Here is a 25,255-nt window from a genome sequence, read left to right as displayed (position 1 = left end):
GGAAAAAATAAAAATGAGCACACTGGTATGGCAACCCAATGAACCCAAACAGACTAGAATGTGGGAGTTTATAAATTTTACGGGCGAGAAATACCAGAAAACATTCACTCATTATCAACAGCTTCACGAATGGTCCATTCAACATCCTGCACAATTTTGGCAAACCATTTGTGAGTACTTCAAAGTAAATTTTGATACTGAAGCGACAGAAATTCTTAATCATTATGATCATATGATCAATGCTATCTGGTTTTCAGGGGCAACGTTTAATTTTGCAGAGAAACTGTTAAGTCGCAATGATAATCACCCGGCTATTGTCAGTGTCCTAGAAAACGGGGAGCGCAAAAAATTCAGTTATAAGCAACTGCATCAGGAGGTAGCCTCTTGTGCGGCGGGATTAAAAGAAGCAGGCGTTGTTGCAGGTGATCGTGTTGCCGCCATCATGCCCAACGTCGCCTTTACTGTTATTGCCATGCTTGCTACAACTTCTTTAGGTGCTATTTGGTCTTCTTGTTCCCCTGACTTTGGCGCGCAAGCGGCCATTGATCGATTAGGACAAATTGAGCCCAAAATTCTTTTCGCTTGTGATGGTCATTTTTATATGGGTAAGCAGCATGAGGCCAGTGCAAAAATTTTAGAAATTTCAAGTGCTATACCCTCCATAAAAAAAATCATTATCTGTCCAATTATTCACCGTGAAAACCCAACGAACATAGCCCATGCTGTAAATTGGGAACAATTTATAAAGCCTGCAGAAACTATTGAATTTAAAAAAATGCCTTTTGCCCATCCGGTTTATATTTTGTTTTCCTCAGGAACTACAGGTAAACCGAAATGCATCGTCCATGGTGCTGGTGGTACTTTGCTGCAGCATTTAAAAGAATTGGGCTTACATACAGACATTCGCCCCCATGATAATTTATTTTATTACACAACGTGTGGCTGGATGATGTGGAATTGGATGGTTAGCACGCTTGCTTTAGGAGCAACGCTTACCCTCTATGATGGAGCCCCGACTTACCCGGATGCTAATCGTTTATTTAAATTAATTGATGATGAAAAAATTACGGTGTTTGGTACCAGTGCTAAATTTATTTCCAGTGTAGAAAAAACTGGAGCCAGTCCCCGTTACCAGTTCTCACTGAAAAGTTTGCGCGCTATTTTATCAACTGGCTCCCCTCTCCTGCCTAAAAATTATGATTTTATTTATCAACAGGTTAAACCGGATGTACAATTAAGCTCAATTTCCGGCGGCACTGATATTGTATCCTGTTTTGCCTTAGGCAATCCAATGCTACCTGTCTATCGAGGTGAGCTCCAGTGCTTTGGACTTGGTATGGCAGTCAATGTATTTAATGAACAGGGACAACCTGTTCGTGAAGAACGTGGCGAACTGGTTTGCATTAAGCCTTTCCCATCCATGCCAGTTGGTTTTTGGGAAGACTTTGATAAAAAGAGATATAAGCATGCTTATTTCGAACGTTTTCCGAATGTCTGGGCCCATGGTGATTTTGCCGAAATTACCAAACACCATGGTCTTATTATCTATGGCCGTTCGGATGCTGTGCTTAATCCCGGTGGCATACGTATTGGTACTGCTGAAATTTACAGGCAAGTGGAAAAAATTTCCGAAGTACTGGATAGCGTGGTCATTGGACAAGATTGGCAAGATGATGTGCGTGTAATTTTGTTTGTAAAGTTAAGAGAGGGTGTGCAACTCAATACTGACATCGAAGAAAATATTCGCCAGACCATTCGACATCATGCGTCCCCACGTCATGTACCCGCAAAAATTTTACAGGTCGCTGATATACCTAGAACAATTAGTGGTAAAGTGGTAGAAATTGCTGTGCGCCAAGTAGTCCATGGACAAACGGTTAACAATATCCAATCGCTAGCCAATCCTGAAGCCCTCGATTATTTTAAAAACAGGCCCGAATTAAAGGATTAAGGGTGGTGAATTTGTCAACACCCCTTATTTAAGAACTAGGATAAAATGCTTCATAAAATATAAAACAAACGGCGTCATCCTGAGCGCCCTAGCCCCCTTTGGGGCAAACATCAGGAAAGACTTACGTCATCCCGAACAAAGAGAGGGATCTCCTGGCATCATGGAGATGTCTCACTACGTTCGACATGACGTACGTCTTTGGGCGCAAAGCCGTCGAAGCACGTCAGATATCTCATTCTTTTGCATGATCTTAGTGTGAGTATCTTTATACACTAAATCCTGGAGAATGTTGAAATGCATTATCGGTGATAGCAGTAACGCTGGTATGCCTAAAAAAACTATGTCGTTTATGACTGTCTTTTTCTCGCAAGCCTTTCTCCACTGCCGCATCTGCTTTTATAAGAATAACCCTAGCAGCTTCCGCTGCAACCATGGAGTAATATAGCTCCCTCAATTGCCGTAGTGCATAGGTATCTGCTTGCTCTACCTTTGATAAAGCCAAGGGATTGACGTTTCTTTTAAATAAAGGGGCATATTCCTTTTTTTGTTGCAAGTACAGTTCTTTCTCTTCTCTAGTTATAATTTTTTCTAAAAATGCTGCATTCGGAATAGAAGCTGTGAATGCTGTCAGGTAGTTGTTTAACAGCCTTTGCTGCTTCACAGGATTTTCGCTGGCAGCCAAGTACTCTTTGCTATCCTTTTTAAATCTTACGGTCGCATCCTCAATTAGACGATGTCTAAACCATTGCGTGATAGGTTGTTGGCTTTCCAAAATATTTTTAAGAAACATTAATGCTTCATCATAACTTAGCAATGACTCTTTATAGTCCTGTAAATGATTTTTTACTAAACATTCCTGTCTGTTCGGATTGGTTTCCCGGTAAATTGAGCTTGATTTAAAAATCTTTGATTCTTGAGCAAGCAAGCGGGTTTCAATACTGATAAGTTCAATACGAATATGCTCTAAAATTTTTGCTTGTTGCATACGCAAAGAATCATCAAGTTGCTGATAGGGGATGGTTTTAAACTGTTCTTCGTCTTCCACCGGGGAATAACCGTTATCGCTAGCTGTTGAAGTATAGGTTGCAATCGATTTAATTAGGGATTCAACTTTGCGCTTTTTTGTATTGTAGTTACTGAATTCTACAAGTGTTTTATTTTCATAGCGATTCAGATATATCAGAAGACTTTTGTGCGCTGGATTTGAAGTTATAACCTCCTTCAATGTCTCTATTGCACTGCTCTTGTTACCTGAATTATAGGCCCTTAATAAACGTCGCAGCCAGGTATGTTTCTTAATAAATGAGTGCATTAGTATGGGTTCAAACTCTATAAATTCTTTAAGATGTCTTGATTTAATAAAAGAAGGAAGCTTTTGTGTCTCCTTACCTAACTTGAGAGCATCAGCTTCAAGTTCCATTAAAGGATTAATGACCTTTTGTGCAAAAGCTGAAACGAATTTAACACTTCGCTTTACTTCATGGGTATGCTTTTTAAAGTCCCTTACTTCTTCTAGTAACCTGCGATATTCGCTGCGGATTTGTGCTAATCTGGCATTATAGCTAGTCTCTAATTTTTGTAATTGGGTGGTTTTATTTTTTAGCTTTTGCGTCATGACAACTTACTTCCATTCGAAAGGAAAAGACTGATAAAATATATCGTCAATCAGAAAATAGATCACTAACTTCTTTTGCATTGCCTACATACTGATGACTTACAGATCACCCCCTCTGTCCTGTGGACAAAGCAACATTTAGAATCACATCTTTGCGAGCGCCAGTGAAGTAATCCGATACGATCTCTAAAACAAAAATCTGTTCTGGATTGCCTCACTTCGCTCGCAACGACCACAGAAAAAAATTTTGTCCTGTACACTGAGAACAAAAATTAAATTAAGAGTTTCCTTAAGGAAAAAGATCCGCTATTATACTGACCTTGCGCCGATTTGAAAATTCAGCTTGCGGGCGCTCAATAGATAAAACTATTGTAAATACGGCTAAAGCGGGTTTCTCTTCCTTCTTTACCCTGCGCGCTGTTACTCTTGGGTTAAATCATGATTGAATTAAATGGCTTAAATAAATCCTATGCCAATACTATTGCCTTGCGCAATGTGGATCTATTCGTGCAAGAAGGCGAGATTTTTGGCATCATCGGCAAAAGTGGCGCAGGTAAGTCAACCCTGTTGCGTTCCATTAATTTATTGGAACATCCAGACAGCGGTGAGATCATTATTGACAATGAAGACTTAACAACCCTTTCTGCTCGACAACTACGCGTTGCGCGCCATAAGATGGCAATGATTTTTCAACACTTTAATCTGCTAAATTCTAAAACTGTTTATGAAAATATTGCCCTCCCCATGCGCATCCAGGGGATGTCTGATGCAGCGATAAAAGCCAGGATTGAGGAGTTGCTGCCCTTGGTTGAACTAGAAGATAAGATAAATTTTTATCCCGAACAACTCAGTGGTGGCCAAAAACAGCGAGTAGCTATTGCAAGAGCACTGAGTTGTTCCCCCAAAATTTTACTTTGTGATGAAGCAACTTCCGCTTTAGACCCTGAAACAACCAGTTCCATTTTAGAGTTACTTAAAAAAATCAACAGCCTTTATGGGCTTACTATTGTTTTAATTACGCACGAAATGGAAGTAGTGAAGCGTATTTGTCATCGCCTTGCAGTGATGGAAGCAGGCACAATCATAGAAACCACGGCATTGGCTAATGTGTTTAACCATAAGGAGGGTTTAGCCCGCAGTATGCTTTACGCCCAATTAAGCCCGCAACTACCAGCATGTCTTCGCAATTCGCTCTCTAATATACCCAATAACAAACCCTTATTGCGTTTATTTTTTCAGGGAGAAAATGCTACTGTACCGTTTATCAGTAAAACCAGTCGCGAATTAAATTTAGATATCAATATCTTATTGGCCAATATTGACCGCTTTGACATGATTACTTGTGGTGTATTGGTGGTTGAATTACTAGCAGATAACAATTTATTGGAATTATTCATCAAGCGCTGTGAAGAATCCAATTTAACGGTGGAGATTTTAGGTTATGTCACTGACAATGCTTTATGATTTATTAATAGCCAGTGGCGAAACGCTTTATATGGTAATCGTCAGTACCCTGTTTGCCATTGTGCTCGGTTTACCGCTGGGGACCTTGCTTTTTAGTAGCACTAAAATCAAACCACATGCCCTTTTAAGTCGTTTAATATCAGGATTGATTAACTTTAGTCGTTCCATTCCTTTTATTATTTTGTTGGTTGCATTAATTCCTTTTACCCGTTTACTGGTAGGCACATCCATTGGTATCCATGCAGCCATGGTACCCCTGACCCTGGGAGCAACACCTTTTTTTGCCCGGCTGGTTGACAATATCTACCAAAACCTTCCCAATGGCCTTATCGAGGCTGGTTTTTCTATGGGTACAACCACTTGGCAAATGATTCGATTCATTCTATTGCCAGAAGCATTCCCAGCCTTAATTCAGGCAACTACTGTCACCGCAATTACTTTGGTGAATTATTCTGCCATGGCAGGTACTGTTGGCGGTGGCGGTTTGGGAGATTTAGCCATCCGTTATGGTTATCAGCGTTTCAACGTGGGAATTATGCTGGCTACCGTAGTGATATTGGTTGTCATTGTGCAATTGTTGCAAATGGGAGGCGATCGCCTGGCGCGTCGTTTTGCTCATAATTAAAAATAGATTAAAGTGTTCATGAGGAGAGAATTAATGCGTATTTTAAGTCTGTTCGTTCTTGTAAGTTTAGTTGTTGCCTGCCATAAGCCTTCTCCTAATACGTTGAACATTGGAACAATAGCTGGTCCTGAAACTGAACTGGTAGAAGTCGCTAAAGACGTGGCTTTAAAAGACTATGGCTTGGACGTAAAAATTGTTGAATTTAATGATTACAATCTGCCAAATGAGGCGCTGGATGACGGTAGCCTGGATGCCAATGTCTATCAACATCTACCTTATTTACAAGCAGCGATGAAAGCCCATGGCTATAATTTGGAAGTCATCGGTAAAACGTTTATTTATCCAACAGGAATTTATTCGCATAAAATTAAATCGCTAAAACAATTAAAAAATAAGGCTATTATTGCCATCCCTAATGATCCAAGTAATGAAGCGCGGGCACTGTTGCTTTTACAAAAAGCAGGCTTAATTACTTTAAAAAACAGCAATACCGCCTCTACTGCCGATATCGCATCTAATCCCAAGCATTTGATCATTAAAGAACTCGATGCAGCACAATTGCCGCGTGTTTTAGATGACGTCGATGCTGCCGTGATTAATACGACGTTTGCTATTCCTGCAGGACTAAGTCCTACTCGTGATGCCCTCTACCGAGAAGGGAAAGATTCCCCTTATGCCAATTTAATCGTCATTCGTCAAAACAGCAGTAAAAAACCACAACTTGAAAAATTTGTTAAAGCCATGAATTCACCTGCTGTAGCTGCAAAAGCAAAACAACTGTTTGGTGATGGAGCAATTCCAGCCTGGTAATCTGAAAGATCTTAATTATTAGTTAATAAATTGGTGTTATACTTTTTTTATTGAAGATCCTTAAAGCAGGTGTATGATCATGCCCGGCCTTTTTAATTATCCACTATTTAGATATTTTAGTACTACTAAAGAACTCGATAAATATTTCAGTCTCGCGAAACGAAAAGAATTCATTCAGCAATACCTAGACAGTATTCATCTTGCCAATGGGGTATCTGGAACTGATACGTTTACTACTTATCAAAAAGACCATCCTAAGGGATTGAATGATCTTTTAAAATTCCAGGTCGAGACAGGTAAAAAAGATGATAAAGGAAATCCCATTACAATGCCTGCTCTCAAAGGGGCTCATTGGGATAACTTGCAAAAGCCAGATAATGCACATGCAGCCCCTGTCAAAACTGCGATTAAAGATGCCCTTACTGAAACGGAAGCTCTAAAAACAGCACTTGCTCAATATAATGCTGACATGAAGATGCTTAATGAGAGATTGCAAAATCCTCCTCTTACAGGTACGCCTGAAGAAATGCAAGCCTATAATTCGCTCATTAAAAATCTTCCTGGAATGCTCCATGCTGCCAAAGTAGAGGCAATGGATGCTATAAAGAAATATCAAGAAGGTGCTAAACAAAATATCGAAGACTTAAAAACCAATTCAGCCTTTATGAATGACTTCAAAAATGGTACAGGTTTGGACGATGAAGAGGCAAAGGAAGCGATAGATGAATTGGCAGGATCTTTAGAGAAAGCAAATGATTCGCTGCTAAAACAATTTGAAACAACGTCTAATGAAAGTATCATCACCACTCATAAAGGGATTCAAAAGGAACATGACCGTATTGCTTTTATTGCAGCAATGCGTACCCTGGAAGGTAAAAAATTTAAGGACCTTCAAAAGGCTATTGATGAAGCAATCGAAGCAAATGAAAAAAAATTGAACCAAACCCCGGGCGAACATGGGGAAATAACGCTAACTCCTGATAGTTCTCAGCTAAGGAATATCCGTGTCCAGGATTTCCCATTAAAGACGATCACCGGCAGAAAAATAAACGTTCTTGAAGATGGCAGCTTTAACATTCAACTTCCCAAATTTGGTGTCCTTTTCTATAACAGTTATCATCAAAATGTAGATTATGATATGCAAAGTCTTGCAGAAGCATTTAAAGCTGCGGGCAACGAGACTGTAACAATTAATGTCAACTATGACAAAGATCCTGAAGAAGCCGAGGAATATGCCAGAAAAATGTATGAGTCCTGCATTAACGCAGGATTTGAACCAGATAAAATTTCTATTATTGTAAATAAAGCAGAGAGAAAACTTACAAATCCTGGTAAAAAGGACGAAGCTGCAGGTATTTTTGATGGTAAGGAAATGTCTCGTTTTACCGCAACGCAAAAAATTGCAAAGAAATTAAAAGCAGTGCGAGAAGATGAAGCCAAACCTCCTAAGGATACCGCTGAATATAAAGCAAAACTGGCTGAACTTCGTAGCGCTCCAATGCCAACCCCACAACCAGATCCTACTGCTACTCCAACGACATCCCCAACATAACATTAAAATCCACTGTTCTTAACAGTGGATTTCTGTTATTTTTCTTCCCAGAGGGTCAACTCTTTTTAAGGATTAAATTTGCACAGGGAGAAATGCAATGAGCATCGATGATTTTGACACAGACCTGGAAGATCCTATTAATTCACAAGAAATTGAATCAGGACTAAGTACAAAACTTGAGCGACGTCGCAGAATTGAAGAACTCTTTGAAGAAAAGCGTTTACGCGAAGAGTTAAATGAATTGGATTTTATTGAGTGCTGACAATTAGCTTTTACTCCAGTGTAACAAGTCGCGGCTAGTCCGCGACTCTAAAATTAACATTTTAAAATTATTCAACAAAAACTCTATAAGTAGATTTAATCCTTGCTCAAAATAAGTTCATTTTTTGCTCGTCTTGGTTTTGTTTATGCTATAATGTGGCAAATTTTCTTTAAGAGATCGCTATGTTTCTAAAAATAGTTTTTATGGGTCCGGAGAAGTCAGGTAAGACAAAAATAATGGATAGACTTCACAACCTTTCTTTTGATGATAATTATACTGCAACTATCGGAGTAACATTTAAAACGTTAAAAAATAAAACTTCAGATTATCTTGAAATTTGGGATTTATCTGGGGCGAAAAGATTTGAGACTTTACGACCATATTATTATAGAGGAAGTGAAATTTTTTGTTATTGTGTGGATTTATCAGCTGAAATTAACCTTGAGCAAATTCAGCAAGAACTTGACCAAGCGCTAACGCACTCCCCGCGTGCATCCATTATTCTTGTTGGCACGAAAGCAGATTGTTGTCAGAATCCTCAAGATAAACTTAATGCTATAACACTAAAAGACATTCAAGTAACCGCAACAATTGTAACTTCTGCAAAAGAGAATAGTGGCTTGACTGACGATCAATCCAACAAGAGTAGCCTCGTTGATGTGTTATGGGCTATAGCCAATGCGATATGGGAGAAAAAGATAAAGATTACAAAAACCGTACCGCCCCGAAGTACCCAATTTCCGCAATCCTATCACAATGTATGGGAGGCAGAGTTAGGAGCAGGTGACGCTGCCAAATCCCTCTTAAAAGATTACAGCAAGGTTTCCAATGGGGTTGGGTTTTTTGCAAGCTTGCAATCTACCGCTAAATTATTGGTTACAGGACATTGGGGACGCAATCATCATGATGCTGTTTTAGCCACCTTAAAAGAAGGTTATAACAATGAGAATAACATTCTTTCAACCCTTGAAGAAAAATTAATTGAACAAGGAAAACCAGTTAATCCTAAAGGTAGTTTGGCAAAACGAATCAATTTTATTCAAGAGAAAATTGGCGAAAAAATTATTGATATAGAAGAATTAAACCGTACTATTAAGGAAAATAGCAACGAAAAATTAACTTGCTGTTTTTAAAAGATATTCCTTGTCCTGATAAATTCAAAGTAGGTTGGCCCGTTTACCCTACATTAGGTTTTAGATAGATTATGATTTTTGGGTCGAAAAATGACCCAATCTGTACTTTTAAAATACCTGCCGCACCCTTCGGACACCTTTCCTGTTCCACAGGAAGAAGAAGCTTTTCGACGTGACTAACAGCAATCCATTTTAAAGTTGTAAAGATGGAAGATAAATATCAAAGCGTACTGTTTTTCCATCAACAGAAGTATCCGGTTTTAATAGTGTTGGCAGCCGTTGTGGCCATTTAACCACTACTCTTTTTTTTGCTTTTGTTTTTGCTAATTGTATTAATTCATCCGTTTTATCATCGCGATTAACAAGCTGTTGTAGTACTTGCATCTCTTTTTTTACCAAAGCAGCCTTTTGTCGTTCAGGATGCATGGGATCAATATAAATGACATCAGGAAAAGTCTCTTGGGTTAACTCCTGCAAATAGTCGAAAGAATCCACAGCATGCAATTGAAGTTGTAAAACCCGTTTGGAATGTTCATCGCGGCGCATTAACGCATCTGCCAATAAGGTTGCCAGAATGGGTTGTCGCTCCAGCATAATCACTTGCGCCCCAAAGCTGGCTAAGACAGCTGCATCGCGTCCCCATCCTGCAGTTGTATCAATAATGGAAATACCAGGCCCTGGTTTACAAGCACGAACTATCCCTTGCTGCTTACCAGCATCGCGGCGCTTCTGCCAAGTTGATGCAGTAAAATCTGCGTGCAGTGGAGAAAAATTTCCCATTTTTAAAACAAGCTTATCGGCTGTCACTAGCAATTGTTGGTGGGCGTGATTATCAATTTTTAATGTTAACAACTTAGCCAGCTCTTCAGCACGCGCTAACTGTTGTTCTCCCTCATAGGCAATTGCGATTTCATTCTTCATGTTCAGTCAGTAAAAAATTAACGCAGTCTGTTAGTGAGGAAAACACAGGAACATGGGGATAACTTTGTAATCCAACCCTATCGGTCATCGGCGACAGTACCATCATAGGTCTTGCACCTACAGCTTCAGCAGCCTGTATATCCGAAACCCTATCTCCTATAAATGGAATATTTGTTAAAGAGCAGTGCAAACGCTGCGCTAATGCACGCAACATCCCAGGTTGAGGCTTGCGGCAAGAGCATCCATCATTGGGCATATGGATGCAATATTCAATCGCTGCAATGTCTCCTCCAGCCGCACGCACCTCATCCATTAATTTTTGGTGTATCGCTGCTAATTCTATTTCACTGTAATAACCACGAGAAACCCCGGATTGGTTAGTGGCCACGCCAATGCGATACCCAGCCTCAGTAAGTCTGGCAATTGCAGCAAGGCTGCCAGGTAAAAAGATAAATTCTTCTGCAGATTTAATATAGTGCAAGGAATCCTGATTAATGACCCCATCCCTATCCAGCAGAATTACCTTATTCATTGGTTTAACTGCAACAAAGAAATGTCAGCAACACCTTGTAGCAGCGTTTGCAGACGAGCTAATAATTGTAATCGATTCTTTTTAATTGCCTCATTGTCGACCATCACCATCACATGTTCAAAAAAGGCATCAACAGGCTCTCGCAAACTGGCAAGCTGGGTAAGAATAGTTTTGTAATCCGCTGTGTCATAAAGTGGTTTCACTGTTTTTTCCATAGCATCAAGATGCGCAAACAAGGACTTTTCTGCGCCCTCTTCCAATAAGTGCTCATCTATAATGACATCAACGTCAATTATTTGCCCTGCCTGCTGCAATAAATTATTAACCCGTTTACAGGCTGCAGATAATACTGTGGCCTCCGGTAATAAAATAAATTCTGACAATGCGAGAATTCGCTTGTCAAAATCATAAAGCCAATCGTCTTGTCGTGCGCGTACAGCATGGAATAAATCAACGCCTATATTTTGACTGTGATAGTAAGACTGCATACGCTCCAAAATAAACGGCTTCACTTCTTCAATGGTAGTGTGATTGATTGGTAATACATTAGTGTAAATTTTAGCCGTCTCATCGATTAGGGTTGATAAATTAAGCTTTGCCGACGTTGCAATTAAAAGACGTGCAATAGCCAATGCATGGCGTCTTAATTTAAACGGATCTTTTACCCCTGAAGGTTTTTGCCCTATGGCAAAAATGCCCACCAGCGTATCCAGTCTGTCCGCTAATGACATTGCAAGACCTAACGGTGTAGAGGGTAAGTCATCAGCCGCAAAACGGGGCATGTACTGTTCGTTAAGTGCGATGGCCACTTCATTTGCTTCTCCATCATGCATGGCATAATAATAACCCATTAAACCTTGTAATTCTGGAAACTCCCCTACCATGCCTGTCATTAAATCACATTTGGACAGTTGTGCTGCGCGAATCGCTTGTTGTTTATCCAGAGCAATAATTGGACTTATTAACAACATAAGCTTTTCAATTCGTTCAGCCTTATTAAGTAAATTACCAAGTTTGGCTTGAAACACCACCTTCTCTGTGGCCAAAATGTGATGGCTTAAAGGTTCTTTCTGATCCTGGTGAAAGAAAAAAGCCGCATCACTTAGACGCGCACGCATCACTTTTTCATTGCCGGATACAACCTGCTTAGGCTGTGCACTTGAAATATTCGACACCGTAATAAAATGCGGTAGAAGTTGCCCTGACTTATCCCGCAAGGCAAAACATTTCTGATGGGACTGCATTGAAGCAATGAGTACCTCTGAAGGTACTTTGAGAAATTCTTTTTCAAAATTGGCAAGCAAGGCTTTAGGCCACTCAACGATGGAAGTGACTTCATCCAGTAAACTCTCTGGCATAATGGCTTGTGCATTATATTTCTCTGCAAGTTGTTCTACTTGCCTAACAATTTCTTTCTTACGGGTAGCGAAATCAGCAATAACGCAGGCTTCTTGAAGTAGCGACTCATAATCCTTAGGAGTAGATAACTCAATAGCCTGTGGATGGTGAAAACGATGACCATAGGTGAACCGCCCCGTTTTTACCCCCAAAATGGTAGCGTTAACAATCTCATTACCATACAGCAAAACTACCCAATGCACTGGGCGGGCAAATTCAGCATCCCCATCTCCCCAACGCATCGGTTTGGGAATGGGCAAATTGGTAAGTGCCTGGGCAATTAATTCGGGCAACAAATCGCTTGTTTTGGCACCTTGAGAGACCGATTCATAAACTAACCACTCGCCTTTATCGGTTTTATTAATCGATAGTGCTTCGACTTCCACACCACAAGACTTGGCAAAACCGAGTAGGGCAGGAGTCGGTTGCCCGTTAGCATCATAAGCTGCAGCGACTGCTGGTCCTCGTCGAGAGACAGTTTGGGTGGGCTGTTCATCTTGCAGATTGCTAATTCTTACTGCCAAACGCCTGGGGGTAGCAAAAGAATGGGTTGCCCCATAACCAATCTGGGCTTTATCAAGTGCTGCGAGAAGATTCACTGTTAAGGCGTTAGTTAAAGGCCATACAGCACCCGAAGGAAGTTCTTCACATCCTAATTCAAATAAAAAATCATTGACCATCGCACACCTTTAGCATCGGAAAACCTAGCGCTTCACGCGCATCATAATAAGTCTGCGCCACTGCTCTTGATAAGTGACGGACTCTGAGAATGTATCGTTGCCGCTCAGTAACTGAAATGGCACGTCTGGCATCTAATAAATTAAATGCATGGGAAGCTTTCATTACCATCTCATAGGCTGGTAACGGAAGATTAAGGGCGACTAATTTTTGTGCCTCTTCTTCATAATAATCAAACTGTTTAAATAAGGCATCAACATTGGCATGTTCAAAATTATAAGCAGACATTTCCACCTCATTCTGATGGAACACATCGCCATACGTAATAATACCATTAGCAGTCTTGCTCCAGGGGAGATCAAATAAATTGTCTACTCCTAATATGAACATGGCAATTCGTTCAAGACCATAGGTCAACTCACCAGTGACTGGTTTGCAAGTTAAACCGCCCACTTGTTGAAAATAGGTGAATTGCGATACTTCCATTCCATTTTGCCAAACTTCCCACCCTAAACCCCATGCACCCAGGGTAGGCGACTCCCAATTGTCTTCAACAAAACGAATATCATCGACCAAAGGATCCACACCTAGTGCCCGGAGAGAATCAAGGTATTTTTCCTGTATATCCAACGGTGAGGGCTTTAATACTACTTGAAATTGATAATAGTGCTGGACACGATTTGGATTCTCACCATAACGACCATCTGTAGGACGACGGGAGGGTTGTACATACGCCGCATTCCATGGCTCAGGTCCTATTGCGCGCAAAAAAGTAGCTGGATGAAACGTTCCTGCACCTACTTCCATATCTAAAGGCTGCAGCACGACGCATCCCTGTTTAGCCCAAAACTGCTGCAACGTTAAAATAATCTCTTGAAATGTACTTGGCTTTGTCATATCTGTCTCTTACTGCTAGGTGTCCCGATAGTAACATTTTTTGGCTTGGTTAAAGAAGAAAATCAGCATTAAATATACAGTATAACCTGTAGGATCAGGTCTTAAACTTTTTTATATCAGATTTATTGCAACGTACCCCATGCGAACATACACGCTAATACTTAAATAGGCTACACGGCGAAGCGGCGGCGATTTAATCAATCGCCGCCATCTTGCTTAATTGCTGGATGCTTTTTTAATAAGCTCTTGCAAGGATTCTTCACTAGCTGCACCTGGAATAAAGGCCGGTGTACTCCCTTCTTTTAAATGTCCAGCTGGTGTCGCTGCAACAATAAATGCCGGTGTACCCATTAGATGGAGTTTTTCAGCTAACTCGCGATTGGCATCTAAAGCATCCGTCACGGTTTTACTGTCCATGTCCGTTTTTAGTTTGGCCATATCCAAGCCAACTGATTTGGCAGTCTCCATGATGACTTGTTCATTCAATCGTTTATCCTGCTTGATTAACGCTTCGTGCATTTCTTTATATTTACCCTGCATAGCCGCTGCTAATGCTGCACGAGAAGCCATGTCGGAACTTTTACCAAAAATAGGAAATTCTTTAAATACCACACGTAAGTTTTTATCTTTTTTAATTAATTCATTGATAACAGGCGCCATCTTCTTACAGTGGATGCATTGATAATCAAAAAACTCAACCAAGGTCACATTTCCTTTGGGATTACCGAGAACTGTCAAATTATCATTAAGCAATTGATTGGCATTGTCTTTAATCGCAGCCTGTGCTTGTTGTTGCATAGCTTGCTGTTGCTTTTGCTGTAAGGCCTGAGACGCTTCTAATAATACTTCTGGATTATTCACTAAATAGTCATGAATTACTTTTTCAATCTCTTTCTTTTGCGTTTCAGACATAGTACCAGACTGAGTATTTGCTGAACCTGCTGCAATCGCTAATGGCGATGCTACGGCTGTTGCTAATACCCCGGCAGTTAATAGATTTGTAAATTTCACACCCTTCCCCTTGTTATTAATTAACGTCAAATAAACGAAATCCTTCCCGGATCTGTCTTTATTTTACAGTATCTCTAAGCACCGAATGATACTTACTTATGGCCAAATATATCATCTCAACCTCTTCCTACGTGCCAAGGCTCGTTTGCGGTATCCAGAAGTGTGAATCCCAAAGACTAACCTATTCATGGATACCGCGGACAAGCCGCAGTACGTAGGGACAAGTAGGCTTATTCGCTTTAATTTCAATCATTCGGTGCCCTAGAAAATGGCCTACAGACCCTAAAATTTTCGCACACAGAAACGTAGCACCTGTGTGCATTAAATTCAATATTTTTAGTACTTAAAAAGGTGCATAATCTTCATGAGGTGTTAGATTGGCATAAGCTAATACCAACCATTTGGCACCATGATCGGCAAATTTTACTTGTACACGAGTATGAGCCCCACTGCCCTCAACAGCCAAAACGACCCCTTGACCAAACTTGGGATGACTAACAGATTGTCCAAGTTTTAGACCCACATCTTCAGCAGCAACAGACGATAAATTTTTAGATGAAAGAGGCGCTTGAACACGGGCTTTCAAACGGACTTCATCCAATAATTCCTCAGGCAACTCCCGCAGGAAACGTGAACGGCGGTGGTATTCTTCACGGCCATACTGTCTTCGCACTTCAGCATAAGAGATAATTAATTTTTCCATCGCACGCGTCATACCTACGTAACAAAGCCTGCGTTCCTCTTCAAGTCTTCCCGATTCTTCCAGGCTTTGTTTACTTGGAAATACACCTTCTTCCATGCCTACCAGAAAAACCAGGGGAAATTCCAATCCCTTTGCAGCGTGAAGCGTCATCAAATGCACTGAGCGCTCGTGTTCTTCAGCTTGCATCTCACCAGCTTCTAAAGATGCATAGGCAAGAAAGGCAGCCAGTAATGGTAATTCCTCTTCAATTTCTTGCTCATAGCGGAATTGTTTGGCAGCGTTTACAAGTTCTTGCAAGTTGTCTAGTCTGGATTCTGCTTTATCCCCTTTGATTTTTGCAAAATGGGCATATAAGCCACTGTTTTCAATGACGGTACTAATCTGCTCATCTAACTCCTGATGAGCGGTTTGCATTTGTAAGGTTTCGATAAGCGCAATAAATTTTTCCAGAGCTGTTGCTGCACGCTGCGGCAGCTGCTTTTGTTGTAAAACCGTTTTTGCTGCTTGCCACAGAGAAATATCTTCTGCTTTGGCAAGATGACGTAATTCATCCAGTGTTTTTTCACCGATACCCCGGGTAGGGAAATTAACAACACGCTCAAAAGCCGTATCATCATAAGAATTGGCAATTAATCGCAAATAGGCGAGCGTATCTTTTACTTCTGCGCGTTCAAAGAAGCGAACACCTCCATAAATACGATAAGCAATCCCTGCACGTAACAAAGCTTCCTCAATGACCCGTGACTGCGCATTGGAACGGTAAAGAATTGCTATTTCGTCCGCACTACGTCCGTTATTAATTTCCATTGCAATGCGCTCGCCAAGAAAGCGGGCTTCATCCAGCTCGTTAAATGCGCTATAAACCACAATTTTTTCGCCCGCTTTACCGGCAGTCCATAAGTTTTTACCCATCCTTGAATTATTGTTAGTTATCAAGGCGTTGGCAGCATCCAAAATGGTGGAAGTGGAGCGATAATTTTGTTCAAGACGGATAACTTGCGTATTGTTGAAGTCTTGTGAAAACCGCTGTATGTTTTCAATTTTTGCACCACGCCAGCCATAAATGGATTGGTCATCATCCCCGACGGCCATTACAGCAGCATGATCACTCGCTAATAAACGGATCCAGGCGTACTGAATCGTGTTGGTATCTTGAAATTCGTCAACCAGGATCGCTTGAAAACGCTGGCGGTAGTGCATCAAAATATCTGGATTATCACGTAACAACTCATGGGTACGCAGCAGCAATTCTGCAAAATCAATGACGCCTGCTGTCTGACAAGCCTGCTCATAAGCTTTATAGATTTGTACTAACGTACGGGTGGGTCCATAGGGTAAAATGTGAATATGCTCTGGCCGTAAACCTTCGTCTTTTTGGCCATTAATAAAGGCTTGTGCCTGTTTAACAGGCCATTGATCTTCAGCAAGATTAAGCGATGCTAAAACACGTTTAATAACTCTTGCTTGATCTTCACTATCCAGGATATGAAACTGCTCAGGTAATTTTGCTGCGTCATAATGGCGGCGTAATAACCGATGGCATAAACCATGAAAGGTTCCAACCCATAATCCTACCAAAGGAGTTTCTAACATACTGTTTAGACGTGTTTTCATCTCCCCAGCTGCTTTATTGGTAAAAGTTACTGCTAAAATTGCGTGAGGAGAAATATGCTCTTGTTCGATAAGCCAAGCAATACGACTGACTAGCACACGTGTTTTACCACTGCCAGCACCCGCCAAAACCAGTGTATTCCCTAACGGTGCAGTCACCGCCTCCCGTTGTTTCTCATTTAATTCCTTAAGCAGTGCTGTCATGCATTAACCTAATAACTTCAAAATAAAACCCATTATCTTAAATTTAGCAGTGAAAAACAAAGCTTGATTTGTAACTTCGTTTCACCGCAATTGACGACATATCAAATGTAGTACAATTATCTATACTTAAACTCAATAAGACATGGCATGTTCTAATACCTACAAAAGAACAATGGAAAGATACAATTACGCTTCAAACTTCTTTGCTTCTGATAATTGACAGTATAAGATTTAAGAAAAAACGAGGAATTTATGCATTCCCTTTACCCAGCTATTAAACCGTACCAGCGTCACGAGTTACCTGTAAGCACACCTCACACACTTTACATAGAAGAGATTGGTAATCCTCAAGGTAAACCAGTCATTGTTCTACATTCAGGGCCCGGTGCTGGTGGAAACAAATGTTTACGACGTCTTTTTGATCCAATGCTATATCGCATCGTTTTATTTGATCAGAGGGGTTGTGGCCGTTCAACCCCGCACGTTGAATTGCAAAACAATACTACCCGCGATTTACTGGATGATATTGACGCTATTCGGGACTATTTGGGAATAACACGATTTGTTTTATTTGGTAGTGGTTGGGGCTCTTTGTTAGCGTTACTATATGCACAGCAATTTCCACAGCAAATTGGCGCTCTGATGCTGCATCAAATTTTTCTAGGGCGAAAAAAGGATATCGATTGGTTTTATCAAGACGGTGCAAATTGTATTTTTCCTGACTATTGGCAAGATTTTATTAGTTTGGTGCCTGAATCGGAACAGGATAATCCTGTAAAATATTATGCACAATGCCTGCAAGGCGATAATGAATTGGCACGAATGGCAGCTGCCAAACATTGGGCATTATGGGAAGCACGTTGTAGCAGCCTGCATCCTCATTTAAACGTTATTGATCAATATTGTAATCCCCATTTTGCTTTGGCATTGGCTAAATTGGAGTCACACTACATTAGCAATCATTTTTTTATCAAAGAAAATCAAATCTTAGAGCACGTCCATAAAATAAGACACATTCCTGCTTATATCATTCATGGTCGTTATAACATGATCTCTCCTATTGGCGCAGCCTGGGATTTACATCAGTCATTACCCGCCTCTAATCTAAGAATTATCCGGGATGCTGGTCATTCTGAGCGTGAAGCGGGAATCATTGATGCCTTAGTATCTGTCAGTAAAGAAATTGCTGGTAAGGATTTGGATGTATGCTAATCGTTATGCAGCGAGTACGTGAAGCTCATGTAACAGTTGATGAGAACGTTGTGGGCGCAATTTCTCAGGGACTTTTAATCCTTTGTGGTTTCGAGCAGCACGATAATCAACAAACACTAAAGCGTATGTTAGAAAAATCCTTAAATTACCGAGTTTTCAGTGATGCAAAGGGCAAGATGAATCTTAGCCTAAGGGAGATTAATGGCGGTTTGTTGCTGGTTCCTCAATTCACCTTGGTTGCAGACACACAAAAAGGATTGCGCCCCAGTTTTTCTGCAGGTGCATCCCCTGTAGCAGGCCAGGTATTGTTTGAGGAATTAATCATGCTTGCACACCAGCAGCATAATAAGGTTGCAAGGGGCCAATTTGGAGCCGATATGCAGGTCCATCTTTGTAATGATGGGCCCGTTACATTCATTCTTCAGTTCTAGTAAGGCTGGCTCATACCCATTCTGATAGAATAGGGGCCTTGTTGGTGGAAGAGCCTGAATGCAGCAATTGCTGCATTCAGGGGGACGAGATGCAAGCAATGCCCAAAATCTCCGGCACCGCATCACTGAGATTTCGAAACGTCATCCCTGGGATTCGTCATCCTGAAAGCGACATAGTCGCTGAAGGATCTCCTAAATGTGCCACTAGAACTTCCCCATAAGTTCCAGTTTTTTAGTTTTCAACGGCTATAAACTGGTGTAACATCACTCCATGCAGCAATAAAAAGTTAAAAAATCATGCGCTTAATTGTCACGTTTGCTACAGTAATCGGCTCTTTGATGCTCTCTGCTTGCATAACTAAAGGTTCTAACCCAGTTGATCCTTACGAATCCATTAATCGCAAGATTTATAATTTTAATATGGCTGTTGACGCCACTGTTTTAAAACCAACAGCAAAATTTTATAAAGTAATTTTACCCCCCCCCGTACGTAGCGGGATTAATAATGCGTTTAATAACGTTGCCATGATACCAACGGTCGCCAATGACCTCCTACAAGCAGAGTGGCGCTATGCTATCAAAGATACTTGGCGATTTATGATTAACTCAACATTCGGTATAGCAGGAATTTTTGATGTAGCAGACAAGCATTTTAGCCTACCTCCGCATTACAATGATATGGGACTTACTTTCGCCAAATGGGGGGATAAAAAATCACCCTACATAGTAGTTCCTTTATTAGGGCCTGCAACGATTCGTGATGGTATGGGAATGGTGTTTGATTATACTGTGTTAAGCCCTTATGCTTATATTGACCATGCCGGTGTGATTTGGGGATTGGCAGCCGTAAGATATGTAGACTTGCGTTCCCAAATGTTTGAAACAGAAGCGTTAATGGCCCAAGCTTTGGATAAATATGCTTTTATCCGTGACGCCTATTTACAGCATCGTAATTTCCGTATTACGGGTGAGCAACAAGAAACCGGTTCGCTGTACATCGATGATGAGGATAACGACGATGATATTGGCAATTACATCGATGATGATCCCCTGCCTGCCAAAAACACTGAACCGACGGGTACAAAGCCGAATGCTTCACATAGCCCTGCATCAGCCTGAAATCCCACCGAATACCGGGAACATCATTCGCTTGTGCGCCAATACGGGTGCACAGTTGCATCTTATTCATCCATTAGGGTTTACACTAGATGATAAACGCATGCGACGAGCAGGCCTTGATTACCACGAATGGGCTAACATCATTCATTATGAAAATGAGCAGCATTTCATGGAAAAAAATCAACAGCGCAGAATTTATGCTTGCTCCACGAAAGGAACTCAAGGTTATCATGAAATTAGCTATCAGGATGAAGATATGCTTCTTTTCGGGGCTGAAACCCGCGGTTTACCCGTTCATTTAAGGGAGCGTTATACTGCCATTCGCATTCCCATGTGTCCTCATAGTCGCAGTCTAAATTTATCCAATTCTGTCGCTATTATTCTTTTTGAAGCTTGGAGGCAGCTGCAGTTTAATGGCAGTATTTAGTACCATTGTCTGGGTATTAACAATTAATTAGCTTATTTGTCTGTTCAGCATCTTGCTCAGCAGTCTCGGAAATAAAAACACTTTGACACAAAATTGAATGCTTTATTAAAGGGGATTGAATCTTCCGAAATTGCTGGTTAGCCAGCTCCTTGCGATACTCAACATCCCCAGTATTGACTCCAGAAGTCACTTGACAATAAGCCTTGGCTAAACCTTCATTACTCAAACACGCAAATTGATAATCATTGTCGTTACAGTTTTCAAGATCACTTTGCAAATTTAGAACTTTATGAAAATGCTTAATTGCTTTTTTTGTTTCGGGATCATCTACCTTCACAACCTTCTTCAGATGTTTTTTGGCAGACGCGTAGGTTTTTTCTACTTTTTCTCTAATCTTCTCTTGAGTTGGCATTCTAATTGTCCGTTTACATTAATACGGACCGAATGATACTTTATTCCTCAAAAGTCTTCACTATACAATGCTCGTTTTCTCTGGTTACCGATTAAATCGGATTTTCGTTCAAGGTACACCCCATACCGCCGTTCCTGATAAGGCTTAGACCATACATGTAGAATTTATTAGGTTAAACCTGCCGAATCGGCCCCAGGATACTGGGCTACTAGGGTATCCGCTGTAAGTAAAGTTATGCCTTCCACGGTAGCTTGTGCTACCAATATTCTGTCAAAAGGGTCATTGTGTATTGAGGGTAAGCTTTGAATAAATACAGTGTGAGCACTTGTTATTGCTAACTCGTAATAGCCGTTATCCAGTAGATTTCGTCGAAGAACCCTGGTATCCACCTGAAAATTCTCCTTTTGTAAACTACTTTTAATGGCAATTTCCCAAAGGTTTGCAGGGCTAAAAAAAAGCTCATTAGCCTCATCATTGATAAGTTGACATGCCTCTTGAGACAAATCATCAGGGGAGCTGGCTGCCCATAGAATTAAATGCGTATCGAGCAGGAATTTCATGAATTACAGCCAAAAATATCTTCTATTTCTTTACTACCCATTCTATCGAAATCTTTGGGAATGGTAATTTGTCCCTTCATGAATCCTACACGACGTATTTTATTGCTAGCAGAAGATGATAGTGCTGTTACTTTTACAAGAGGTTTACCTGATTTCGCAATGATAAAGGGTTCTCCTCGAACAGCTTCTTCAATTAGCTTGGATAAATTCGTTTTAGCTTCATGGATATTTACTTTATGCATAGTCTTACTAAACTAAGTCTATTTAACTTAGTTTAATAAAAAACTTACCCTTATACAAATAGCCCACAGTCGACACGGGTCTTAGTTTCTAATCAACTTCTCTAGACAACGCAAATAATCGCCGGCTATATCCAACCCCGTTTCTTTGGCAATTTCTTGCAAACAGGTCGGACTGGTTACATTTATTTCTGTTAAATAATCCCCAATTACATCTATCCCTACAAAATAAAGTCCTTTCGCCTGCAATGTAGGACCAATCTGTTCACAAATCCAGCGGTCTCTGGCCGTAATAGGTACTACTTCTCCTTTGGCTCCTGCGGCAAGGTTACCGCGTAATTCTCCTTTGACAGGGATACGGGCCAAAGCATAGGGAACAGGTTCGCCATTAATTAATAAAATTCGCTTATCACCGGAATGGACAATTTCAGGAATGTAGTGCTGGGCCATAATACTTACTGTTTGGCCCTTGGTTAGCACCTCCAAAATAACGGACAGGTTCAGGGCTTTTTCATCAACATGAAACACAGAGTTACCGCCCATTCCTTCAAGCGGTTTAAAAATGACATTGCGGTGCTCTTGCCAAAAGGCGCGTAAATGCGCGATATCGCGGCTTACCAAGGTGGGAGGACAACATTGCGGAAAGTTTAGAGTAAAAAATTTTTCATTGGCATCGCGCAGGCTTTGCGGTTTATTGGCCACTAGGACGCCTTCTTTTTCCGCCAAATCCAGGGCATAAGTTGAATAAATATATTCCATATCAAAGGGAGGGTCTTTACGCATAAGAACAATATCCATGTCACTTAATCCCTGTTCTCCGAGCACTTTTTCTTGCAGCCAGTCTTTGCTGGATAAGTCGCCAAGGTGAATGGATGATAATCGCGCAAACGCACGTCCTTGCCGACAAAACAAATCAGCTTGTGTAAAATAAAAACAATACCACCCCAACCCTTGTGCTGCCTTCAACATGGCGAGTGTTGTGTCCTTATAAGGCTTTAAATGATGCAAAGGATCCATCAATACTGCAAGCTTCATTCGAACTCCTTAATTTTCAGGTTGAGATGGCTGCAATTTCCCTTGCAGCAGCTAATGCTGCAAGGCGTGCAATAACACCATAAGCATAGAATCGATTTGGACAATCAATAGCCTCAAGATCCCGTCGCGGTGTGTTACAAGCTTGTGCGAAAGCCAGGGGCTCAAAGTGCATGCCCGGGGCATTAAGATTTTCACTTGTGCCTCGTCCCTGATGTACACGGTAGAAACCACCCACAACAAATTGCCCTATCATATAAACGACAGGTTCAGCAACAGCACCATTAGGCATTGCCTCAAAGGTATACACTCCTTCTTGTATTATTACTCTATCAACTTTGCGACTTCCCTTACTGGCGGACATACGCGTGCGCTGTTTACGGTTTAACTGTTTCAATTCTTCGGAGCTATAGGCCATCATGACACTCATGCCGTAAGTACCATTATCAGCTTTAACCACGATAAAAGGTTTTTCTGTGATGCCATAGGTAACGTATTTATCTTTTATTTGAGACAGTAATTTATCGGCTTCTTCTGCTAAGTTATCCAGTCCCTCCTGAGCCATAAAATCAATGCCGTCGACTGCAGTAAAATAAGGATTAATGAGCCAGGGGTCCATATTCACTAATTTGGCAAACTCCGAAGCAACCTCATTAAAAAAATGAAAATGGCTGGATTTTAATCGTGTCGCCCACCCTAATTTTGCGGTGGGCCGAATGGGTTGCTCCAAACCTTGTAAAATATCCGGTATGCCAGAAGACATATCGTTATTCAGCAAGAGGATACAGGGATTAAAATCAGAAAGGCCTACACGATTGCCAAAGCGCTTTATAGGTTCAAAACGTAAACTGCCGCCTTGCTCTAGGGCAATGTCTAGGGGTTCTGTTATTTCAGGGTCTAAACTACCAATGCGCACAATAAAACCTGCTTGTACAAAAATATCACGTAATACGCTCAGGCTTTGTAAATAAAACTTGTTGCGTGTATGACTCTCAGGAATCAATAAAATTCGCATGCAGTGAGGTATTGAATCAACCATAACTGACTGCACTGCCTGAACGCATAACGGTAAAAAATCACGATTAAGATTATTAAACCCTGCCGGAAACAGATTGGTGTCTACCGGAGCAAGTTTAAAACCAGCATGACGTAAATCAACTGAAGAAGTAATCGAAGGCGGCGTTTCCTGCCATTTTTCCCTAAACCAGGACTCAATAGTGGCCACCTGATTTAATAGAATTTTTTCTACATGATGTAGAGGGCCACAATGTGCCGTTGTCAAATGAGGTACGGGTACATCACTCGCTTGCATGCTCTCTCTCCAGCAAAAATTATCAAAGGATGGTAACCTAAGGTGTAGTTAGAATCAAAATATGAAACTTCTTGGGTACATAATTTAAAATCTCTACGTTCTGCGCTTATGCACGACACATAGGTAAAAGGTAAATTTACATTAAATACGATCTATTAACATATAAATGATAGACTAACTGAATTAATTATTTAATTAGCTTTTATCGTGAACAAACGCACCTTACTTTCCCTGTCGATTCTAATCCTGCTAGGATTTATTTGGGGTTCCGGTTACACACTGGCGAAATATGCAATGACTCATGACGTACCCGCGTTGGGTTATGCCTTTTGGCAATCTGCAGGCCCTGCTTTATTATTAACTTTACTTTGCCTACTCACAGGCAACACCGCTATCTTTCAGTGGAAATATTGGTCTTATTTTTTAATTTGCGGATTAGTAGGTATTACTATTCCCAACACTAATATGTACTTCATAGCCAGTCATATCCCTGCAGGCCTGCTTGCTGTTTTGGTCAATACGGTGCCTTTGCTCGTTTATCCAATGGCATTACTTGTAAAGCAGGAATACTTTGATAGCTGGCGCATGATGGCTTTAGTTATTGGTGTTTCCGGCATTTTATTAATTATAGGCCCTACCTTTTATGGCCTCTTATCGGGGTGGGCTTTGTTGGCATTACTTAGTCCTTTTGCCTTCGCTCTTTGCTCAATCTACATCGCGGCTAAACAACCCTCCCCAATGACAGCCCTTGAAGCAGCAACGGGGATGCTACTGGCATCAACCTTGTTGCTTTTTCCTCTCATTGTTCAGCAACAGTCGTTTTATTCTTTGGCAGGCTCCTTTACCCTGGTAAAGCAAGTCATTTTATTGGAAATTATTTTATCAAGCCTGGGCTATTTGCTCTTTTTCAGCCTTCTTCGCTTAGCCGGCCCCGTTTTTTACAGTTTAACAGGTGGTATGGTTGCCTTGACGGGATTATTTTGGGGATTCGTTGTTTTTCATGAAATTCCTAATCATCTACAAATACTGGCGATCTTTTTGGTGATGACCGCCCTTTTTCTGCTATCATGGCGACAATCCAAACAAGTGCAGGAGGCGATGTGACGTTCACGGAACTTATTAATCAGTATGAAGGACAGATAGT

At 40.9% G+C, this 25,255-nt stretch carries 24 protein-coding genes; 12 read left to right on the top strand and 12 right to left on the bottom strand.

Annotated elements, in window-relative coordinates:
• Positions 1–13 precede the first annotated feature (13 nt).
• Positions 14–1,951, top strand: a complete 1,938-nt coding sequence (locus tag Ljam_RS14235) for an acetoacetate--CoA ligase (protein WP_058450645.1) — start codon at positions 14–16, stop codon at positions 1,949–1,951.
• Positions 1,952–2,216: 265 nt separating this feature from the next.
• Here Ljam_RS14235 and Ljam_RS14230 read toward each other — a convergent pair whose 3' ends face one another.
• Complete coding sequence (locus Ljam_RS14230) at positions 2,217–3,566, bottom strand: hypothetical protein (RefSeq protein ID WP_058450644.1); 1,350 nt, start codon at positions 3,564–3,566, stop codon at positions 2,217–2,219.
• Between the two features lie 438 nt (positions 3,567–4,004).
• Between Ljam_RS14230 and Ljam_RS14225 the strand changes: the two genes are divergently transcribed.
• The 6 genes from Ljam_RS14225 (at position 4,005) to Ljam_RS14205 (ending at position 9,412) form a co-directional block, all read left to right on the top strand.
• Positions 4,005–5,030, top strand: a complete 1,026-nt coding sequence (locus Ljam_RS14225; protein ID WP_058450643.1) for an ATP-binding cassette domain-containing protein — start codon at positions 4,005–4,007, stop codon at positions 5,028–5,030.
• Positions 5,008–5,655, top strand: a complete 648-nt coding sequence (locus Ljam_RS14220) for a methionine ABC transporter permease (protein ID WP_058450642.1) — start codon at positions 5,008–5,010, stop codon at positions 5,653–5,655. The genes Ljam_RS14225 and Ljam_RS14220 overlap by 23 nt, the downstream gene beginning before the upstream one ends.
• A 33-nt stretch (positions 5,656–5,688) precedes the next feature.
• Positions 5,689–6,465, top strand: coding sequence for a MetQ/NlpA family ABC transporter substrate-binding protein (locus Ljam_RS14215; RefSeq protein WP_074881629.1), 777 nt, complete (start codon positions 5,689–5,691; stop codon positions 6,463–6,465).
• A 79-nt stretch (positions 6,466–6,544) separates the two neighbouring features.
• Complete coding sequence (locus tag Ljam_RS14210; protein ID WP_058450641.1) at positions 6,545–8,017, top strand: hypothetical protein; 1,473 nt, start codon at positions 6,545–6,547, stop codon at positions 8,015–8,017.
• A 97-nt stretch (positions 8,018–8,114) separates the two neighbouring features.
• Positions 8,115–8,279 (top strand): PA3496 family putative envelope integrity protein, encoded by a 165-nt coding sequence (locus tag Ljam_RS15380; RefSeq protein ID WP_165483385.1) that lies wholly within the window; start codon positions 8,115–8,117, stop codon positions 8,277–8,279.
• A 182-nt stretch (positions 8,280–8,461) separates the two neighbouring features.
• Entirely contained in the window at positions 8,462–9,412 is a 951-nt protein-coding gene (locus Ljam_RS14205; protein WP_058450640.1) for an ADP-ribosylation factor-like protein, read from the top strand.
• Between the two features lie 192 nt (positions 9,413–9,604).
• On the opposite strand, the gene Ljam_RS14200 is transcribed toward Ljam_RS14205, so the two are convergent.
• From Ljam_RS14200 to uvrD, 6 genes are all read right to left on the bottom strand, one after another.
• Positions 9,605–10,333, bottom strand: a complete 729-nt coding sequence (locus tag Ljam_RS14200) for a class I SAM-dependent methyltransferase (RefSeq protein ID WP_058450639.1) — start codon at positions 10,331–10,333, stop codon at positions 9,605–9,607.
• A complete protein-coding gene (gmhB, locus tag Ljam_RS14195; RefSeq protein ID WP_058450638.1) occupies positions 10,323–10,865 on the bottom strand; it encodes a D-glycero-beta-D-manno-heptose 1,7-bisphosphate 7-phosphatase in 543 nt (180 codons plus the stop codon). The genes Ljam_RS14200 and gmhB overlap by 11 nt, the downstream gene beginning before the upstream one ends.
• Positions 10,862–12,943: a glycine--tRNA ligase subunit beta gene (gene glyS / locus Ljam_RS14190; protein WP_058450637.1), complete on the bottom strand. Its 2,082-nt coding sequence runs from the start codon at positions 12,941–12,943 to the stop codon at positions 10,862–10,864. Before glyS ends, gmhB begins: the two co-directional genes overlap by 4 nt.
• On the bottom strand, positions 12,933–13,838 hold the full coding sequence (glyQ, locus tag Ljam_RS14185) for a glycine--tRNA ligase subunit alpha (protein ID WP_058450636.1): 906 nt from the start codon (positions 13,836–13,838) through the stop codon (positions 12,933–12,935). Before glyQ ends, glyS begins: the two co-directional genes overlap by 11 nt.
• Positions 13,839–14,054: 216 nt before the next feature.
• Positions 14,055–14,849, bottom strand: coding sequence for a DsbA family protein (locus tag Ljam_RS14180; protein ID WP_058450635.1), 795 nt, complete (start codon positions 14,847–14,849; stop codon positions 14,055–14,057).
• Between the two features lie 343 nt (positions 14,850–15,192).
• Positions 15,193–17,367 (bottom strand): DNA helicase II, encoded by a 2,175-nt coding sequence (uvrD, locus tag Ljam_RS14175; RefSeq protein ID WP_058450634.1) that lies wholly within the window; start codon positions 17,365–17,367, stop codon positions 15,193–15,195.
• A 252-nt stretch (positions 17,368–17,619) separates the two neighbouring features.
• Between uvrD and pip the strand changes: the two genes are divergently transcribed.
• The 4 genes from pip to trmL all read left to right on the top strand — a co-directional run bounded on the left by pip (position 17,620) and on the right by trmL (position 20,556).
• The gene (gene pip, locus Ljam_RS14170) at positions 17,620–18,579 is read left to right on the top strand and encodes a prolyl aminopeptidase (protein WP_058450633.1); all 960 of its coding nucleotides are present in this window, start codon (positions 17,620–17,622) and stop codon (positions 18,577–18,579) included.
• Positions 18,573–19,010: a D-aminoacyl-tRNA deacylase gene (gene dtd, locus Ljam_RS14165; RefSeq protein WP_058450632.1), complete on the top strand. Its 438-nt coding sequence runs from the start codon at positions 18,573–18,575 to the stop codon at positions 19,008–19,010. Before pip ends, dtd begins: the two co-directional genes overlap by 7 nt.
• A 297-nt stretch (positions 19,011–19,307) precedes the next feature.
• Positions 19,308–20,129, top strand: coding sequence for an MlaA family lipoprotein (locus Ljam_RS14160; protein ID WP_058450631.1), 822 nt, complete (start codon positions 19,308–19,310; stop codon positions 20,127–20,129).
• Positions 20,101–20,556 (top strand): tRNA (uridine(34)/cytosine(34)/5-carboxymethylaminomethyluridine(34)-2'-O)-methyltransferase TrmL, encoded by a 456-nt coding sequence (trmL, locus tag Ljam_RS14155; RefSeq protein ID WP_058450630.1) that lies wholly within the window; start codon positions 20,101–20,103, stop codon positions 20,554–20,556. Before Ljam_RS14160 ends, trmL begins: the two co-directional genes overlap by 29 nt.
• 16 nt (positions 20,557–20,572) lie before the next feature.
• Here the strand turns inward: trmL and Ljam_RS14150 are convergent, their stop codons facing one another.
• From Ljam_RS14150 to gshA, 5 genes are all read right to left on the bottom strand, one after another.
• Entirely contained in the window at positions 20,573–20,968 is a 396-nt protein-coding gene (locus Ljam_RS14150; RefSeq protein WP_058450629.1) for a hypothetical protein, read from the bottom strand.
• Positions 20,969–21,135: 167 nt separating this feature from the next.
• Positions 21,136–21,528, bottom strand: a complete 393-nt coding sequence (locus Ljam_RS14145; protein ID WP_058450628.1) for a type II toxin-antitoxin system VapC family toxin — start codon at positions 21,526–21,528, stop codon at positions 21,136–21,138.
• On the bottom strand, positions 21,525–21,770 hold the full coding sequence (locus Ljam_RS14140; protein WP_058450627.1) for a type II toxin-antitoxin system Phd/YefM family antitoxin: 246 nt from the start codon (positions 21,768–21,770) through the stop codon (positions 21,525–21,527). The genes Ljam_RS14145 and Ljam_RS14140 overlap by 4 nt, the downstream gene beginning before the upstream one ends.
• A gap of 81 nt (positions 21,771–21,851) precedes the next feature.
• A complete protein-coding gene (gshB, locus tag Ljam_RS14135; RefSeq protein WP_058450626.1) occupies positions 21,852–22,802 on the bottom strand; it encodes a glutathione synthase in 951 nt (316 codons plus the stop codon).
• A gap of 16 nt (positions 22,803–22,818) precedes the next feature.
• On the bottom strand, positions 22,819–24,111 hold the full coding sequence (gene gshA / locus Ljam_RS14130) for a glutamate--cysteine ligase (protein ID WP_058450625.1): 1,293 nt from the start codon (positions 24,109–24,111) through the stop codon (positions 22,819–22,821).
• A 207-nt stretch (positions 24,112–24,318) separates the two neighbouring features.
• Here gshA and Ljam_RS14125 point away from each other — a divergent pair, with 207 nt between their 5' ends.
• Complete coding sequence (locus Ljam_RS14125; RefSeq protein ID WP_242604037.1) at positions 24,319–25,215, top strand: DMT family transporter; 897 nt, start codon at positions 24,319–24,321, stop codon at positions 25,213–25,215.
• Positions 25,216–25,255 lie beyond the last annotated feature (40 nt).

Source organism: Legionella jamestowniensis (assembly GCF_001467745.1).
Lineage (GTDB): Bacteria > Pseudomonadota > Gammaproteobacteria > Legionellales > Legionellaceae > Tatlockia > Tatlockia jamestowniensis.
Note: the sequence above shows the minus strand (reverse complement) of the source record. Positions and strands in the feature narration are given on the sequence as shown.